Below are 17,505 nucleotides of genomic sequence, written 5' to 3' on the forward strand. Positions count from 1 at the left end.
AAGTCCTACAAAGCTTACAATTAAGTCATGTCATCCGCAGACCAGCCCTATATTGATCCTAGCGAAATCGCGCTAGAAGAGTCGGCTGCAGAACGCTTTAAAAGTCCCAGCGATGCATTTTGGTCTGGTATTCGGGATGCAGCGGGTGCTCCTGCGATGGTGCTCTTTGCTGGCATGGTGGGCTTCGGAGCAATGGGTAAAACCAACGGCTTTGATGTTTGGTTTACGACCTTTACTTCCTTCTTTATGTTCGCATTACCAGGGCAGGTTGTCTTGCTTGAGATGGCCATTACCGGCTCATCAGTTGTGGCTATTGCTTTAGCAGTCACGCTCACATCTACGCGCTTCATTACGATGACGGTGACACTCTTTCCGCAGTTTCATCAAAAGGATCGCAATCGTAGTCTCTATGCTTCGGTTCATCTATTAGCGATGACGGCATGGGCTATCTCCATGCGCGAGTTTCATGCGATTGAGGTGAAGCATCGCCTGAGTTATTTTGTTGGCTTAGGATTGTTGTGTTGGTTGATCTCTATTCCGGGAACCATTCTGGGTTTTTACTTGGCGGGTATGGTGCCACCCGCTGTGACCCTAGGTTTAGTCTTTATTAACCCCTTGTTTTTCTTGTTGACCTTTACCGAGGTAAAGCCTTGGATTAATCGTATTGCGATTTGCTTGGGATGTATCTTTGGCCCCATCTTCTTTATAGTAGATCGCGATACCAGCCTATTAACCGCGGGATTGGTTTCCGGAACCATGGCTTACTTTATTGATCGCAAGTTCTTGCGCAAGAAAACTGGAGTAGTTGGATGATGGATACGATCAACACCATGACTAACGCGCTCTCGGGTTGGGGTTTGTGGATTGCTTTAGTGGGCGCCTGTCTGGGTACTTACTTCTGTCGCGCAATTGGTGTCCTGCTATCGCAAAGCATCAATCAAGATAGCGAGATCTTCCGCTGGTTGGCTGCTGTCACTTATGCGATGGTTGCCGCTTTAACTATTCGCTTGATTGTGATGCCACTCGGCCTGATGGCAACCGTACCCTTGTGGATACGAGCGCTGATTTGTGCCTTAGCTATCGGCGTGATGATCTCTAAACCTACCAAGCGATTGGTTCCTGCCTTACTGACAGGAACTTTGCTGATGGTGGGTTACGGCGTAATTCGTTAAATAAAAATACGCCGCCCCATCCTCTTTTGCTCTTATAGATGCGCCGCCAATATTTTGGCGATATGCACAGCTTCTCTTTGGGTGCCATCGGCAATTTGGTGACGGCAGCTGGTGCCATCAGCAACTACCCAGCTATCTGGTGATTTCCGAATGCTAGGCAAAAGACTAGCTTCTGCCATTTGCTTGGATACTTCAATATGTTCGGCTTCATAGCCAAAGCTTCCGGCCATACCGCAGCAAGAAGACTCAATCAGCTTAGGCTCTGCATTCGGAATAAGTTTGAGTAATTCCATTGCAGGGGTCACTGCAGCAAATGCTTTCTGATGACAGTGACCATGAAACAATACTGACTTATCAGCTGCTTTGAGATTCAATTTGAGCTTGCCTGCTCGTACTTCGCTAGCCAAAAACTCTTCGAGCAATTGCGCTTGTTTAGAAACACTGACAGCACGATCGCCAAAACCCATTACTAAGGACTCATCCTTTAAGGTAAAGAGACAAGAAGGCTCTAAACCAATAATTGGAATGTTCTTATCTGCGTAGGGCGCGAGGTGATCAACCAATTCACCAAGAGTTTCCTTGGCTTTATCCACCATGCCTGCAGCTAAATAGGTTCTGCCACAGCAAAATTCTTTAGAGCAACTATTTTCATTAGCATTGGCTTGCTTTGTTTTATTGGTTTGACTCTTGTGAGGAATGTGCACGCGATAGCCAGCAGCATTGAGCACTTTTAATGCAGCTTGGAGATTCTCATCTTCAAAGTAAGCGTTAAAGGTATCTGCCAATAGAACTACGCCTTTGCCATCAGTATTACTAGCCAATTGTTCTGGGCTATATTGATAAGCGTTGGCCGCTTTCTGATTCCAGAAAGTTTTACTCTTCCAAATCGGCAAGCTTCTTTGCGCAGAAATCCCCATGACCCACTCTTGAAGTGTTGCAATAGGCTTAATGTGATTGCGTAAGTTGAGTAAGGCCGGTAGAAATGGAATAGCGCTTATCGTGTTGGCATATTTAGGTAAATAGGCAACTGCTAGATCTCGTAATGAATGACCAACACGCTTCTTGTAGGCAGATAAGAACTCAATCTTCATCTTGGCCATGTCTACGCCAGTAGGGCACTCACGACGGCAAGCTTTACAGCTCACACACAACTCCATCACATCTTTTATGGCGTCGCTTGCTAATGGAGAAGATTCGGGCGATGTTCCACTTTTTAGATCGAGTTGATTCGAAAGCGCTAGACGCAAGGTATTTGCTCTGCCGCGGGTGAGGTGTTTCTCATCACGCGTTACGCGATAGCTTGGGCACATCACTTCAGCATCAAACTTGCGGCAGTGGCCATTGTTATTGCACATCTCCACTGCTTTAGCTAAGCCCATGGCGGGATCGCCGCCAGTGCCAGGCGCGGTTGTTGCTTCTGTGACGGGATCGTTCTGAACGTTCCAGGCAGACCAATCTAATGCAGGTTGCAATGGAATAACTTTATAGCTTGGTGGAAATCTAAAGTTGCTCGCATCATCCATCTTGGGTGGATTGATGATCTTTCCTGGATTAAATAATCCCTTAGGGTCAAAAGCGTATTTGATTTCTGCGAGGGCTTCAGTGATCTTGGGGCCAAACTGCCAAGAGATCCATTCGCCACGACAGAGGCCATCGCCATGCTCACCGCTATAGGCCCCTTTGTACTTACGTACCAAGGCAGAAGCCTCATCAGCAACTGCACGCATCTTCTGAGCGCCATCTCTGCGCATATCCAAAATAGGCCGGACATGCAATGTGCCCACAGAGGCATGAGCATACCAAGTGCCACGTGAGCCATATTTAGAAAACACATCTGTTAAGGCTTGGGTATATTCGGCCAAACTTTCTAGCGGAACAGCACAGTCTTCAATAAAGCTCACCGGCTTACCGTCGCCCTTAAGGCTCATCATGATATTTAGGCCTGCTTTGCGCACTTCCCATAAGTTCTTTTGTGGGGAAGCATCGGGCATCGGCACAACAGATCCAGGCAAGCCCAGGTCACTCATGAGTTCTTGTAGTGCTTTGAGCTTCTCAAGCAATGGTGCATGAGACTCACCGGAAAACTCAACCAACAAGATGGCTTCTGGAGTTTGTGCTGTGTGATCAATTAAGGCGGTCTCGATCGTTTTCTTAAAGCTAGGGTTGCTGCGTGCTAAATCAATCATGGTGCGATCTACTAGTTCAACTGCAGTAGGGCCGAGCTTCACAATATGTTGGGCGCTATCCATCGCTTTATAAAAGCTGGCGAAGTTCACAATACCCAATACTTTATGTTGCGGTAAAGGCGCTAGCTTGAGTTTGAGTGACTTAAAGTACCCAAGGGTGCCTTCGCTACCAACTAGAAGGTGGGCTAGATTGACGCTGCCATCTTTTGTGTAAGGCAACTCACTCTGTGGATGAAAGATATCGAGGTTATAGCCAGCTACACGTCGCAATACCTTCGGAAAGCGTGCCTCGATTTCTGGTTGGAGGGTGGCGGCTAGGTTTTTAACGAAGTCACCTAGCTGCTTAGCAGCCCCAGTGCTACTTGCGTAATCGCTGAAGTTGGCAATTCTGCCATCTGCTAACCAGGCATCAATACCCAAAACGTTATGCACCATATTGCCGTAAGCAATCGAGCGGCTACCGCAAGAGTTATTACCAGCCATACCACCAATCGTGGCTTGTCCAGCAGTAGAAACATCCACTGGGTACCAAAGACCATGTTGCTTGAGCGAGCCATTGAGGTGGTCCAGCACAATGCCTGGCTCAACTTCAACATAACCCTTATCCAGATTGAGATCTAAAACATTTCTGAAGTATTTGGTGTTATCAATAATTAGTGCTGCGCCAGTAGTTTGACCGCACTGACTTGTGCCACCGCCACGGGGTAGCACAGGCACGCCCATCTCTGCTGCTATCTGAATTGCGCTAGCAATATCTTGCGCAGTTTTCGGCACAAAGACTGCAACAGGCATGGCTTGATAGATCGAGGCATCGGTTGCATAGCGCCCGCGACTCGCACTATCAGTCATCACTTCACCTGAAGTCTCCTTGCGAAGACGTGCTGCTAAAGCTGCTTGATCAACCATGAGTTCTTTAAGATCTAAGGGTTTATTCATGATTTGGTAGCTTCTGACAGGGATTCTGATTGGAGTAATTGAGCAACGACATCGCGTTTATTTCTGACGTGTTGGATCATAATTTTTCTCATGCGGACACTATCTCGTGCTTTAAGGGCATCGAGCATTTCTTGATGCTCTTCCACAGCCTTTTCCCACTTGACGCCATCTTGATTGGAGCGAAATCGTAATGCTTCAATGCGCGCATTCACTTGGGTAAAGAGTTTTGATAAAACAGGATTGTTTGCTGCCTGATTAATCAGATGATGAATGCGTAAATTGAGCTTGTAATAACTCGATAAATCACGGCGTGCATAAGAGGCCATCATTTCATATTGGAGGGCTTCTAATTCAGAGAGCGTGGCATCGCTAATATTGTTGGCTGCCAATTCCCCAGAGAAACCTTCTAGGTCTGCAATGACATCGAAGGTATTTAATACATCTGCAAGGCTGAGTTGCACAGCAATTGCACCACGATTGGCGATCAGCTCCACCAGACCTTCAGCTGCCAAACGGCGAATCGCCTCACGAATGGGGGTGCGGGAGACGTTGAGGCTCTCAGCCAATTCACGTTCATTCAATTTGCTGCCAGGGGCAATCTTGCCCTCGACCAAGAGGGATCTCAGCTTCTCGAAAGTCGCTTCATGCAAATTTTGTGAATTTGGCTGTTCTACTACCGTCATGGATCAACCTTTAGTTAAGCTCTCAGCTTCTTAATTTGTATACAAAATAAGAATAAACCATCTTAAAGCATAAATACAGCCTTTAAATGCTTAATTTAGGCTTTATTCTGAGGATTATTTCAAATAATTTGTATACAAAATGGAAATTTCCCAAAAATTGTCATACACTAGCAGCAGAAATAACTACCTATAAACACTTTAAAAGTGAGACAAAGCATGTTGAAACTTGATAACCACGCATCAGGACGCCATTTTTTACATATCCCTGGCCCAAGTCCTGTGCCTCCACGCGTACTCCGCGCCATTAGCTATCAAACTATCGATCACCGTGGTCCAGAGTTCGGTGCATTCGGTCTGAAGGTACTAGAGGGCATCAAAAAGATTTTTAAAACTGAGCAACCGGTCATTATTTATTCCGCATCCGGAACTGGCGCTTGGGAAGGTGCATTAGTCAACGTTCTCAATCCTGGTGACAAAGTGTTGTTCTATGAAACTGGTCAATTTGCAAACTTGTGGCGTGCACTTGGTAAGCGTCTTGGTTTGGATGTTGAGGTAGTTGGTAAAGCGGGGCAAGATTCTTGGCGTTGGGGTGTAGATGCATCTGTGATTGAAGAGCGCTTACGTAAAGATACTGGTCATGAGATCAAAGCTGTTTGCGTAGTGCATAACGAAACTTCAACTGGCGTTACTTCCAATATTGCAGCGGTTCGTAAAGCAATTGATTCCTTAAAGCATCCAGCCTTATTGCTCGTAGACAGTGTATCTGGCTTGGGTTCAGCTGATTACGAGCATGACAAGTGGGGCGCGGACGTTACTATCTCTGGCTCACAAAAAGGCCTGATGTTGCCACCTGGAATTGGCTTTAATGCTTTATCACCACGTGCAATTGAAGTCAGTGAAAAAAACAAAATACATAAATCGTATTGGGCTTGGGATGAGATCCTAGAGTCTAATAAAAATGGATATTGGCCAACTACGCCGAGCACCAATTTGATGTACGGTTTACATGAAGCCATGGACATGATGATGGCCGAAGGATTAGATACGATCTTTGCACGTCACCAGCGTTTAGCTGCTGCTTGTCGTGAAGCAGTCAATGCATGGGGTCTAGAAATTCAGTGTCAAGATAAAGACTGCTACTCACCAGTGTTGACTTGTATTGCAACACCAGAGGGTATGGATGCCGATGTATTGCGTAAACATGCACTAGAGAAATTCAACCTCTCCTTGGGAACAGGTTTAGGCAAGATCAAAGGCAAGGCATTCCGCATTGGCCATTTAGGCGATTGCAATGAATTGAGCTTGATGGCCGCCCTCAGTGGGGTAGAGATGAGTCTGGGTTCTATGGGTTACAAACCGAAGGCCAGCGGAGTCGTTGCAGCCCAAGAGTTCCTTAAATAAGAAGTACTTAGGGCAACTTAGAGCGAATTAGGGTGGGTGGAGCTAGATTCCTCAGGTTCAATCTGGCTACACCCCTTATAATTCAAGTACTTATATAGAAGTGCATGAAGTAAATACACCATATTCGAGATAGAAAGATTAAACATGACCGCAACTAAGCCTTACCTCACTCAAGCTGATGCTCAAAAGATTTTGGATGCAGCAAACAAGCATGCAGCCGCCAATAATTGGGCGGTAACGATTGCCGTTTGTGATGACGGCGGTCATATGTTGGGCTTGATTCGTCGTGATGGTTGTGCTCCAGTATCTGCATACATTGCACAAGAGAAGGCGCGTACTGCTGCAATGGGTAAACGCGAAAGTCGCGTTTATGAAGAAATTATTAATAACGGCCGCACCTCTTTCTTATCTGCTCCACATATTTCGGGCATGTTGGAAGGTGGGGTCAATATCGATGTAAATGGCTTTACCATCGGCGCAGTCGGCGTTTCCGGCGTTAAATCGACCGAGGATGCTGAAACCGCTAAGGCCGGCATTGCGGCCATCCTGTAAGTTACCTTGACAAATATTGCTACTGAAATAAATTCATCTACAGGGGTGAGCGATACCGCTACCCCTGGTGCTACTGATACTGCTCCTCCAGCAACAATTACTTTTGCTGACTTTGGTTTAGATCCGAAAATTCAAAAAGCGGTTCTTGAACAGGGTTACACCATTCCTACTCCGATTCAAGCTCAATCTATTCCGCATGTATTGGCGGGCAGTGACTTGATGGGTGCGGCACAAACTGGTACTGGTAAGACGGCCGCCTTTGTATTGCCGATCATTCAAAAGATTTTGCGTCACGCGAGTAACAGCGCATCGCCAGCACGTCATCCAATCCGTGCATTGGTTCTCACTCCGACCCGTGAGCTGGCAGTGCAAGTAGCCGAGAATGCGGCAAGCTACTCCAAACATACTGATTTGCGGGCTGCCGTTGTCTATGGTGGCGTGGATATGAAAGAGCAAGTCGCGATACTGCGTAATGGCGTAGAGATCTTGATCGCCACCCCAGGACGTTTACTAGATCACATTGGCTCTAAGGTTGCCAATCTCTCTCAAGTAGAGATTTTGGTTTTGGATGAAGCCGATCGCATGCTCGATATGGGTTTCTTGCCTGACCTACAGCGCATCATTGATTTAATTCCTGCGCAAAGACAGACATTGTTGTTCTCTGCAACGTTCTCACCAGAAATTAAGAAACTGGCACAAAGTTATTTGCGTACTCCAGTAACAGTTGAGGTGGCACGTCAAAATGCTGCGGCTGATACGGTGAAGCAAGTAGTGCACATGGTTTCCTCTGCCGACAAGCAACGCGCGATTGTCAAAGTACTAGAAGCGCGTACCCGTGCTGGTTTATCACGCCAATGCATCATCTTTACTAATAGCCGTTTGGGTTGCGCAAAGCTATCTCGTGCCTTAGAGCGTGACGGTATTAAAGCGGGCGCGATTCATGGTGACAAGAGTCAGGGCGAGCGTACTTTAACTCTGGATGCCTTTAAGTCTGGCGCAATCGAAGCATTAGTAGCAACCGATGTTGCTGCACGTGGTTTAGATATTCCCGATATGCCGTGCGTGATTAATCACGAGCTGCCTTACAACGCAGAAGACTTTATTCACCGCATTGGTCGAACAGGTCGTGCTGGCAGCAAAGGTGATGCGATTGCCTTAGTGGATGCTAGTGAAAAGCGTTTGCTTGACGATATCGAAAAGTTAATGAAGCGTAAGTTGGACGTACAGCCTTTGCCTGAAGGTGCGCCTTCACAAAGTCGTCCTTCATCTAGTAGCTATGGCGGCTCCAGTGGCTCTAGAAGCTCTTACAGCGCACCAGTCAAAATGTCTGACCCTTTCTTCTATAAGCCTTACGAGCCAAGTGCACCGGCTGCTTCCACTGTAGATTCCTCTAAGCCAGAAGAGGAGAAAGCGGGCATCACTCCTGCTAAACCTGCTGTTGGCGCTTTACTCGGCGGTTTTAAGAAAAAATAATTAACTGAGTAATTAACTTCGCCATGAATGAGTGGCTGCCAATAGCCACTCTGCAATAGTGACATTCTCGCCATCCGGCAAATTCTGCAATCCCAAATGTGTTGCTGCTTTACGTAACTCTCTCAGCGAGTGTTTCTCATCTTGCGTATTAATTTGTGTTGCTAAAGTTTGCTTGCTCAGTTTTTCACCATGCTCATCGAGCACCAGTGGTAGATGAAGATATTCTGGCCGCTTATATCCCAATATTTCTTGTAGATAAATTTGCCTTGCAGTATTACTCAGCAAATCTTTGCCACGAACGATGTGTGTAATGTTCTGCTCGGCATCATCAACGACTACAGCTAGCTGATAAGTAAATAAGCCATCACTCCTGCGTAGTACAAAATCACCTACTTCTGTATTGAGGTTTTGGCTTTGAGAGCCTAGGGCCAAATCCTTAAATTCAATATGGCAATTTGGGGGAAGGGCAATCCGCCAAGCCCGCTGCAATTGCCCGAAAGATTCTGTGGGATCGCTTATTAAGGTGGCAGGGCGGCATGTGCCGGGATAGACCATCTCTTGATTGCGGGGGGTTTCTATTCCTAGCTTGGCCAGGGCATTGGCAATAGTTTGTCTTGAGCAAGTGCAGTAATACAGGCATTGAAGCCCATATAAGCGCTTTAAAGCCCTTTGATAAGTGTTTTGGCGCTGAGATTGATGAATGACCTCCTCATCCCAGTAAAGGCCGCAGGCGAGCAATTGAGCCTGAATTTGCCCGGTTGCCTCGGGCGTGCACCTTGGGGCGTCTAAATCCTCGATTCTGAGGAGCCATTGCCCCCCATTTTTACGGGCATCTAACCAGCTTCCGAGGGCTGTAGCCAGGGATCCAGCATGAAGCGGTCCGGTAGGGGAAGGGGCAAATCGCCCGCGATAGCCGCCGGTTGGGGGTGGAAGGTTTTTGAGTGTCGACACAGCTAAAATCATCTCATGGCTTCACCCCGTTTTGTTCATCTCCGCGTCCACTCCGAATTTTCGATTACGGATGGAGTCGTGCGTATTGATGATGCGGTAGCTGCCGCCGTCAAAGATGAGATGGGTGCGTTAGCAATTACCGATTTAAGTAACTTATTTGGTTTAGTGCGGTTCTATACCGCCGCTCGTTCTGGCGGGATCAAGCCGATTGCCGGAGCGGATGTTTGGGTGAGCAACCCCCAGGATCCAGATCAGCCTCACCGCTTGTTACTCTTGGTGCAAAACCATTCCGGTTACCTCAATTTATGTGAGCTGCTTAGTAGAGCATCTCTCGATAATCAATCCCGTGGTCGTGCTGAAGTCGATTCCGCTTGGTTTAGTGAGCCTGCCGCTAAAGCAGAAGATAAAGCAGCTAAGCGCACACTCTCTTATGGCTTGATTGCACTTTCTGGCGCACGCATGGGTGAAGTCGGTATCGCGCTATTGGGTGGGCAAGAAGACCATGCCAAGATTGTTGCCAGACGCTACGAAAAACTCTTTCCGAAATCTTTTTATATCGAAGTACAGCGCAGCGGTAATCCTCAAGATGAAAAACAACTCCAGCTTGCTTGCCATCTCGCCAGTGAACTAAATCTACCGGTGGTTGCAACCCACCCAGTGCAGTTCATGCAAAAGAGCGACTTTACGGCGCATGAAGCTCGGGTTTGTATTGCTGAAGGGGAGTTGCTAGGTAACCCACGCCGCGCTAAAAAGTTTAATGATGAACAGTATTTTTTAACGCAAGATGAGATGGAAAAGCGTTTCGCTGATTTGCCTGCAGCATTGGCAAACTCAGTGGAAATTGCCAAGCGTTGCAATCTCTCATTGGTATTAGGTCAGCCACGCTTGCCAGATTTTCCAATACCGCCCGGAATTACTTTGGAAGACTATTTGTTGCAGCAATCCGAGGTCGGTTTGAAGCGCCACATGGAGCGTAATTTCCCGGATGTCGAAGAGCGCGAAACAGAAATGAAGCGCTATCACGAGCGTTTGGTATTTGAAGTCAAGACGATTTCTCAAATGGGATTCCCGGGTTACTTCTTGATCGTTGCGGACTTTATTAACTGGGCTAAAAATAATGGTGTACCTGTAGGTCCTGGTCGTGGATCTGGTGCGGGCTCCTTAGTGGCGTACTCACTCGGTATTACCGATTTGGATCCACTCCGCTACAACTTACTGTTTGAGCGATTCCTCAATCCAGAGCGGGTATCCATGCCCGACTTCGATATTGACTTCTGTCAGCATGGTCGCGACCGTGTGATTCAGTACGTAAAAGATAAGTACGGTAAAGACGCAGTGAGTCAGATTGCCACCTTCGGAACTATGGCTGCCCGGGCGGCCATTCGCGATGTGGGGCGTGTGCTAGAGCAGGGCTATAACTTCGTAGACGGCATCGCTAAACTCATTCCGAATAAGCCAGGTCAGTACATGACCATTGAGATGGCGAAGAAAGAAGAGAAGCAATTAGCCGAGCGCGAAAAGAATGAAGATGAAGTGCGTCAACTACTTTCCTTGGCGCAACAGTTAGAGGGCATGACTCGCAACGTCGGCATGCATGCTGGCGGCGTATTAATTGCCCCAGGGCGCCTTACTGATTTTTGTCCGCTCTACACCCAAGAAAGTAAAGATCAAGACAGTAGCTCCGTCATCAGTCAGTTTGATAAAGATGATGTAGAGGCGATTGGCCTGGTGAAGTTCGACTTCTTGGGCTTGACCACCCTAACCATTTTGGCAGCAGCAGAGCGCTGGATTAAAGCCTTACACGCTGATCGCAGAGATTGGAATATTGGCGAGATTGCACTCGATGATGAAAAAGCCTTTGATGTTCTGAAGCGCGCTAACACCGTTGCTGTGTTCCAGCTAGAAAGCCGTGGCATGCAAGGCATGCTCCGTGAAGCTAAGCCTGACCGCTTTGAAGACATTATTGCTTTAGTGGCTTTGTATCGTCCGGGCCCTATGGATTTGATTCCGGACTTTATTGAGCGTAAGCATGGGCGTCAAAAAGTGGAGTACCCAGATCCCCGTATCGAGCCCGTTTTGCAAGAAACCTACGGCATCATGGTTTACCAAGAGCAGGTAATGCAAATGGCGCAAATGATTGGCGGCTACTCATTGGGTGGTGCCGACATGTTGCGTCGTGCGATGGGTAAGAAAAAGCCGGAAGAGATGGCGCAGCATCGCAAGATTTTTAGTGATGGTGCAAAAGCGGGTGGTATTACAGAGTCAAAGGCAAATGAGATCTATGACTTGATGGAGCGTTTTGCGGGTTACGGATTTAATAAGTCCCACGCTGCTGCATACGCACTTTTAGCATATCAAACTGCTTGGCTTAAAGCGTATTACCCCGCTGAATTTATGGCGGCCAACTTATCACTCGCGATGGATGACACCGATAAGGTGAAGATTCTGTATGACGATTGCTCAGTGAATAACATTCGGGTGTTCTCGCCAGATATCAATACCGGTGTTTATGAGTTCACCCCATTGCGCGCACCCGATGCTGCCCCTGATTCCCCAATTAGTCATGTTCGTTATGGCTTAGGTGCAGTGCGCGGCACTGGTGAGGCGGCAATTGAGTCCATCGTGAAGGAACGTGAAGCTGGCGGACCATTTAAGGATTTGTTTGATTTCTGCGCACGGGTAGATCGCAGGCAAGTCAATCGCCGCGCGATTGAAGCGCTGATGCGTGCAGGCGCTTTTGATAGCTTGTATCGTGATTCCGTTCCAGCTGGCGGCAATTTATATGACATCCGCTCTACCTTGCTCGCCTCTTTGGCTAGAGCGATTGAGGCTGCTGAGCAAGCGGAGGCATCGATTCATCAGGTGAGCTTATTTGAGGCGGCTGGTGAAGAGGACCGCCATCTCCCAGAGCTAGTGCGCCAGCCTGTCTGGTCTGAGAAGAAACGTCTGCAAGAAGAGAAGACTTCTTTAGGGCTTTGCTTAACTGGCCATATGTTTGATGCCTATCGTGATGAGACTTCACACTTTATTCGTCAGCCATTATCTAAAGTTACAGAAGGCAAGGATCAGCTCATTGCCGGCATTATTACTTCAGCACGGATGCTGACTGGTCAACGTGGGCGCATGATGATTGCAACTATCGATGACGGCTCTGCAGCCCTCGAAGTCACCTTGTATAGCGAAGTCTATGAGCCGAATCGTTCCTGGCTAAAAGAAGATGAGCTCTTGGTTGCCAAGGTCAATGTGACGCCCGATAAGTTCTCAGGCGGCATGCGTATTGTGTCTGAAGCGGTAATGGATATTACGGGCGCGCGTATGCGTTTTGCCCGCAATGTGCATGTCTGTATTGATAATGCGATTGATATCAAGATGCTCCGTAGCCAAATTAATCCTTATCTGATGGCTAATCGTGTGCGTGATCCCAAGTTAGGGGCGTCTGCTCCTGCTGCACCAGGATCTAATGATGGCATGAAGGGCTTGATGCTGACGGCTGCTGTCACTACCAGTGGTGGCGCTTGCTTGATGCAGTTCCCAGAAGAGTTACGAATTTATCCTGACGATGCCTGCTTGCATGGCTTAAATCAAATCTTGGCTTCTAAGCAAAAAGATCCCGTACAGATTCAGTATCACTAAGTTCGGCATTGCAGTATTGACCGTTCCTTTAGTTCGGTAATGCTTTCTGAATCGCTTCAATGACTTGCTTAGGCTCTAGTAAGTCCAGGCACTCGCTGTAACTATCGGCTTTATCTAAGCATCCTGCTTTACGGCAAGGCACGCATTCACCAGGACCTTGCAGTATGGTGACATTACCAACGGTTTGGGTACGAGCCCGCAATTGATATGGCTGCTCACCAATAAAACCATTGGGCCATGGGCCAAAGTTCGTTGGTGGGGTGGCGCCAAAGAGAGTGATGGTTGGGGTATTGCATGCTGCTGCTAAGTGGGTGATGGAAGTATCAACCCCAATATACAAGGCAGCACCACAAATCAAAGTGCCCGCTTGAGGAATGGATAATTTACCAGCAGCATTAATTACTTTTTTCTTAGTTTCTTCATCCAACAGGGAAATGATGTCGTGATTAAGTTGTACATCTTGCTTGGCAGGTGAGGCGCTTAATGCCACCTGAAGGTTTTGCTTTACGAGCCAGGTGATGAGCTCCTGCCAATACGCTAGCGGCCAACGTTTGTATGCTGTTAGTGGACCTGGGTGCACAACGACATAAGGCTGCTTAAGTTCGTTTGTAATGATCGGCGTTAAGGGTTCTCCAGCGGGCGGAGTAACTGAGATCGGCTTGGAAAATAGTTCAGGAGGGTTCTTAAAGAAAGCTTCTAGTAGGCGGAGCTTTTCTGTAATGACATGCTGCTGAAAGTAGTCAACATCCACTGTGTGCATACAGATGAATTTCTTCCAGGCATTTTGCTTCTCACTTTTACTGCGCTTTTGTTGATCCTGCGCATCTTTGCCTTGAGGATGACCGCCCAGTACGCCGACTCTTCTAAAGGCCGCTACCAAGCCATAAAGGTAAGCGCGATCGCTGGGTTGTGTAACAACGGCTAAATCATAGCGTTGAAACAGGCGATTAAAGAGCGCTAGATATTCACCAAAACCAGGACGATCCGAAGTTTCAATCACTTCAGCAATATCGGGATTGCCATGGAGCATCTCTAACTTGCCGCGATACCCTAAAAAATGAAACTCCGCATCAGGCCAGAGCTCTCTGGCTTTGCTAATTAGTGGTGTTGTTACTAATACATCTCCAATTTGCCTCGTGGCAATAAATAAAACCTTTTTAGGTTTGAGTGTGGAGTACGTATTCATGGGTGGGAATGTTCAAAGGGCCTTAGCCAAGATCTTCTCACGAACCCGTCGAGCGTTCTCGGCAGCATTGCTTTGATCGTGAATTTTATGAAAGAGATGGAGCACTTCAGTAGACCATGAGCCTGACTTACGGCGGATACGATGGTGTTGTAAGCGGAAGATGAAATCTGCATCCTCATGACCCCAGCCTGTCATAGCCTCATCAAAGCCGTTAATGGCTTCAGCATCGGCCTTCCAGCAAGCCATATTGCAACCCTTGATGCGGCGCCAAACAAATTTTTTGTAATCACGCCAAGAGCCATTACCTAACTTTACTTTGAGGGGCCAATATTTATTGATGCCACCACTCAAGCGCTTGCTAATGAGGTTTGAACAAAAGCGCTCAAAACTCCATTGGGGCCAAGTGAGTAGTTCGGTGGTGAGGTGTTCATTAAGCAGGACTCTGCTGCCGGTAACTAAGTATCCCTTTTGTGCCAGCGCACGATGCTGAGCCACAAAGTCTGGCTGGACAATGCAATCGCCATCCAAAAAAACCAGATAGTCGCCATGAGCTGCAGCGATTGCTTTATTAAGAATTTTGGTTTTCTGAAAGCCTCGGTCTTCTTGCCAAAGATGTGTGATGGAGGCGGGGTGTGAACCTTTAATGGACTCAATGAGATGTTTTGTACTCTCGGTCGAGCCATCATCGGCAATGATGATTTCAAAGTTCTGATCGGTTTGCGTAGCTAGAGATTCTAGGCACAGCTTCAGTGCTTGTGGCCAGTTATACGTAGCCAACAAAATCGAAATCATTTGCTGACTTCCTGATTCAGATGCCACAACTTGATATAGCGGTAGTAAGTTCCCTGGCCATTGGATACGGCCAATGCAAATCCTTGAGGGCCATCTAGAAATCCTGCACGCAAAACATAGGTCCGGAAAAATGCCCATGCACCATGAAGAACTGCCTTAAGAGGGCTACTAGTTTTACCTCTAGCAAAGGCTTGCTCTGCAGAGGCGGAGGAATAACGATCGAGCTTTTGGAGTACTTGAGAGTAATTCATGAAGCTGTAATGCAACATGGGATTTTCTAACTTGGCGACTTGGCCGCTTGGAATGAGACGCTCATGAACCAAATCATCTGAGAAGCGGGCAGTGCCCCGTTTAAATAAACGATCGACATAATCCGGGCTCCAGCCAGAGTGGCGGATAAAGCGTCCGCAATACCAAGACAGTCTGGGGATGGCAAAGCAATCCACATGGGCGCTATGGTGAATCGCCGTCAGAATTTCTGACTTTAGGGCTGGGGTCAGTCTTTCATCGGCATCTAAAGAGAGGACCCATTCGCTGGTAGCCAGATCTAGGGCGCGGTTCTTCTGGGGTCCAAAACCGGGCCAATCAGACGGCTGGGCTATCGTTGCCCCATGGTTTTTAGCTATCTCTAGGGTGCGGTCAGAGCTATTGGTATCGACAACTACGATCTGCTGGGCGATCCCCTCCAGGGAGGTCAGGCAATCGTCCAAATTGGCCTCTTCATTGCGGGTGATGAGTATGACTGATAAGGTGGGCATAATTCATTATATGAATGCTCAAGACCGTACCGCCCTAAATCGCTTAATTACCTACCTCAAGCCCCATATTGGCCTGATTGTGGGGTCCTTATTGGCTATGGCTGTAGTTGCCGCCGCCGAGACCTCAATCCCCGCATTAATGAAGCCTTTGCTAGACAGAGGCTTTACTGGGCAGCTCAATAGCAAACTCTGGCAGGTGCCTGTTTTCTTGGTGGGTTTGGCTTTGGTTCGGAGTTTGGCTCAATTTCTGTCGAACTATTTACTCACCAGGGTCATTAACTCCGTACTTTTAAAGTTACGTACGCAAATGTTTCAAACCCTTTTGAACGCTAGCACTACTTTTTTTCAAAAGAACTCCGCATCTACTTTAATTAATGGCGTTGTCTTTGAGGTGAATAACGTTCTTTCTGTAATGGGTGGAATGTTAATTAGCTTAGTGCGTGATTCTTTAACGGTAGTTGGATTGATGGGCTACCTGATATATCTGAACTGGCAATTAACATTAGTCGTCTTAATTATTTTCCCCGTGATTGCTTACATCATGAGCAAAATTAATCGACGCTTAAGAGCTCTAAATAGAGAGCAGCAAACTTTAGTGAGTGAGTTGGCATATATCGTTGAAGAATCTGCGGCTGGTTACAAGATTGTTAAGGTGCATGGTGCTCAAGATTATGAGATGAACCGCTTTATGCTAAAAGCAGAACGTCTACGCCAATTTGCCTTGAAGTCAGCTGTTACTGGCGGCTTAAATCAGCCAATTACTCAGTTAATAGCTTCTATGGCTTTATCTGTTGTGCTGGTCATTGCTTTGATGCAATCTACCACCGAAGGTACCACTGTCGGTGGATTTGCTGCTTTTATTACAGCAATGATGTTGGTGATCTCCCCTTTAAAGCATTTAGCCGACATTAATCAACCTTTGCAGCGTGGCCTTACTGCTGCAGAGATGATTTTTGGATTGATGGATCAGCCTTTTGAGGAGGATGAAGATCGCAAGCAAGATATGAGGTCACTTGACAAGGCAAAAGGCGCGATTCGTTTTGATGATGTTGGATTCTCTTATCAGCAAGAAGCTGGACGGCAAGATGCCCTTAGCAATGTCAATCTCAATATTAAGCCTGGAGAAGTGGTTGCTTTTGTAGGGCCTTCTGGTGGCGGTAAGTCGACCCTGGTCAATTTATTGCCTCGATTCTTCAAGCCTACTAGTGGCCATATTTACTTGGACGATATTCCGCTGGAGGATATTGTGTTGGCAGACGTGCGTCGACAGATCGCATTTGTGAGTCAAGATGTCATTCTCTTTAATGACACTATCGCTGCTAATGTGGCGTATGGTGCCAATGGCCCAGCTGGAGTCGATCGCGGTCGTGTGATAGAGGCATTAGAAGCCGCTAATCTCAGCGCTATGATCAAAGAATTGCCAGAAGGCATTGATTCCATGGTTGGGGACAACGGTAATCGCTTATCTGGCGGCCAACGTCAGCGTTTAGCCATTGCACGTGCTATCTATAAAGATGCACCAATTCTGATATTGGATGAAGCTACATCGGCTCTGGATTCTGAATCCGAGCGTCAGGTTCAGGAAGCGCTGGATACCTTAATGGCTAATAGAACGACTTTAGTGATTGCGCACCGTTTATCGACCATTGAACATGCTGACAGAATTGTGGTTCTGGAGCACGGTAAGATTGTCGAGAATGGTTCTCACGAAGATTTGATTAAGCACGATGGCTTGTATGCGAACTTACATCGCATCCAATTCTCGAACGCTTAATTCGAAAA

At 47.3% G+C, this 17,505-nt stretch carries 13 protein-coding genes; 7 read left to right on the forward strand and 6 right to left on the reverse strand.

What is annotated here, in order from left to right; genetic code table 11:
• Positions 1-27 precede the first annotated feature (27 nt).
• Complete coding sequence (locus VC159_RS03570; RefSeq protein WP_215357660.1) at positions 28-813, forward strand: AzlC family ABC transporter permease; 786 nt, start codon at positions 28-30, stop codon at positions 811-813.
• Positions 810-1,172, forward strand: a complete 363-nt coding sequence (locus VC159_RS03575; protein WP_251367703.1) for an AzlD domain-containing protein — start codon at positions 810-812, stop codon at positions 1,170-1,172. Before VC159_RS03570 ends, VC159_RS03575 begins: the two co-directional genes overlap by 4 nt.
• Positions 1,173-1,204: 32 nt before the next feature.
• On the opposite strand, the gene VC159_RS03580 is transcribed toward VC159_RS03575, so the two are convergent.
• On the reverse strand, positions 1,205-4,294 hold the full coding sequence (locus tag VC159_RS03580; protein WP_323472748.1) for an FAD-binding and (Fe-S)-binding domain-containing protein: 3,090 nt from the start codon (positions 4,292-4,294) through the stop codon (positions 1,205-1,207).
• Positions 4,291-4,977 carry a GntR family transcriptional regulator gene (locus tag VC159_RS03585; protein ID WP_072583974.1) on the reverse strand — a complete coding sequence of 229 codons (687 nt, stop codon included), beginning with the start codon at positions 4,975-4,977 and terminating at the stop codon, positions 4,291-4,293. Before VC159_RS03585 ends, VC159_RS03580 begins: the two co-directional genes overlap by 4 nt.
• A gap of 216 nt (positions 4,978-5,193) precedes the next feature.
• Between VC159_RS03585 and VC159_RS03590 the strand changes: the two genes are divergently transcribed.
• The 3 genes from VC159_RS03590 (at position 5,194) to VC159_RS03600 (ending at position 8,403) form a co-directional block, all read left to right on the forward strand.
• Positions 5,194-6,378, forward strand: coding sequence for a pyridoxal-phosphate-dependent aminotransferase family protein (locus VC159_RS03590; protein ID WP_323472749.1), 1,185 nt, complete (start codon positions 5,194-5,196; stop codon positions 6,376-6,378).
• A gap of 144 nt (positions 6,379-6,522) precedes the next feature.
• Positions 6,523-6,930 (forward strand): GlcG/HbpS family heme-binding protein, encoded by a 408-nt coding sequence (locus tag VC159_RS03595; RefSeq protein WP_072583972.1) that lies wholly within the window; start codon positions 6,523-6,525, stop codon positions 6,928-6,930.
• Positions 6,931-6,975: 45 nt separating this feature from the next.
• The gene (locus VC159_RS03600; RefSeq protein ID WP_323472750.1) at positions 6,976-8,403 is read left to right on the forward strand and encodes a DEAD/DEAH box helicase; all 1,428 of its coding nucleotides are present in this window, start codon (positions 6,976-6,978) and stop codon (positions 8,401-8,403) included.
• Between the two features lie 12 nt (positions 8,404-8,415).
• Here VC159_RS03600 and gluQRS read toward each other — a convergent pair whose 3' ends face one another.
• Entirely contained in the window at positions 8,416-9,354 is a 939-nt protein-coding gene (gluQRS, locus tag VC159_RS03605; RefSeq protein ID WP_323472751.1) for a tRNA glutamyl-Q(34) synthetase GluQRS, read from the reverse strand.
• Between the two features lie 15 nt (positions 9,355-9,369).
• Here gluQRS and dnaE point away from each other — a divergent pair, with 15 nt between their 5' ends.
• Positions 9,370-12,987: a DNA polymerase III subunit alpha gene (gene dnaE / locus VC159_RS03610; RefSeq protein WP_323472752.1), complete on the forward strand. Its 3,618-nt coding sequence runs from the start codon at positions 9,370-9,372 to the stop codon at positions 12,985-12,987.
• Between the two features lie 28 nt (positions 12,988-13,015).
• Here dnaE and VC159_RS03615 read toward each other — a convergent pair whose 3' ends face one another.
• From VC159_RS03615 to VC159_RS03625, 3 genes are read right to left on the reverse strand one after another with little or no spacing between them, the layout of a single operon-like run.
• Positions 13,016-14,173, reverse strand: coding sequence for a glycosyltransferase family 9 protein (locus tag VC159_RS03615; protein ID WP_323472753.1), 1,158 nt, complete (start codon positions 14,171-14,173; stop codon positions 13,016-13,018).
• A 12-nt stretch (positions 14,174-14,185) separates the two neighbouring features.
• Complete coding sequence (locus VC159_RS03620) at positions 14,186-14,965, reverse strand: glycosyltransferase family 2 protein (RefSeq protein ID WP_323472754.1); 780 nt, start codon at positions 14,963-14,965, stop codon at positions 14,186-14,188.
• Positions 14,962-15,723 carry a glycosyltransferase family 2 protein gene (locus tag VC159_RS03625; protein WP_323472755.1) on the reverse strand — a complete coding sequence of 254 codons (762 nt, stop codon included), beginning with the start codon at positions 15,721-15,723 and terminating at the stop codon, positions 14,962-14,964. The genes VC159_RS03620 and VC159_RS03625 overlap by 4 nt, the downstream gene beginning before the upstream one ends.
• A 10-nt stretch (positions 15,724-15,733) precedes the next feature.
• On the opposite strand from VC159_RS03625, the gene msbA reads away from it, so the two are divergent.
• Positions 15,734-17,497 carry a lipid A export permease/ATP-binding protein MsbA gene (gene msbA, locus VC159_RS03630; protein WP_323472756.1) on the forward strand — a complete coding sequence of 588 codons (1,764 nt, stop codon included), beginning with the start codon at positions 15,734-15,736 and terminating at the stop codon, positions 17,495-17,497.
• Positions 17,498-17,505 lie beyond the last annotated feature (8 nt).

It is taken from the genome of Polynucleobacter sp. JS-JIR-II-c23 (assembly GCF_035011225.1).
Classification (GTDB): Bacteria; Pseudomonadota; Gammaproteobacteria; order Burkholderiales; family Burkholderiaceae; genus Polynucleobacter.

Bases quoted from the DNA above. Each gene is read 5' to 3' on its own strand.
- VC159_RS03570 (WP_215357660.1), top strand. From the start codon at position 28: ATGTCATCCGCAGACCAGCCCTATATTGATCCTAGCGAAATCGCGCTA.
- VC159_RS03575 (WP_251367703.1), top strand. From the start codon at position 810: ATGATGGATACGATCAACACCATGACTAACGCGCTCTCGGGTTGGGGT.
- VC159_RS03580 (WP_323472748.1), bottom strand. From the start codon at position 4,294: ATGAATAAACCCTTAGATCTTAAAGAACTCATGGTTGATCAAGCAGCT.
- VC159_RS03585 (WP_072583974.1), bottom strand. From the start codon at position 4,977: ATGACGGTAGTAGAACAGCCAAATTCACAAAATTTGCATGAAGCGACT.
- VC159_RS03590 (WP_323472749.1), top strand. From the start codon at position 5,194: ATGTTGAAACTTGATAACCACGCATCAGGACGCCATTTTTTACATATC.
- VC159_RS03595 (WP_072583972.1), top strand. From the start codon at position 6,523: ATGACCGCAACTAAGCCTTACCTCACTCAAGCTGATGCTCAAAAGATT.
- dnaE (WP_323472752.1), top strand. From the start codon at position 9,370: ATGGCTTCACCCCGTTTTGTTCATCTCCGCGTCCACTCCGAATTTTCG.
- VC159_RS03615 (WP_323472753.1), bottom strand. From the start codon at position 14,173: ATGAATACGTACTCCACACTCAAACCTAAAAAGGTTTTATTTATTGCC.
- VC159_RS03620 (WP_323472754.1), bottom strand. From the start codon at position 14,965: ATGATTTCGATTTTGTTGGCTACGTATAACTGGCCACAAGCACTGAAG.
- VC159_RS03625 (WP_323472755.1), bottom strand. From the start codon at position 15,723: ATGCCCACCTTATCAGTCATACTCATCACCCGCAATGAAGAGGCCAAT.
- msbA (WP_323472756.1), top strand. From the start codon at position 15,734: ATGAATGCTCAAGACCGTACCGCCCTAAATCGCTTAATTACCTACCTC.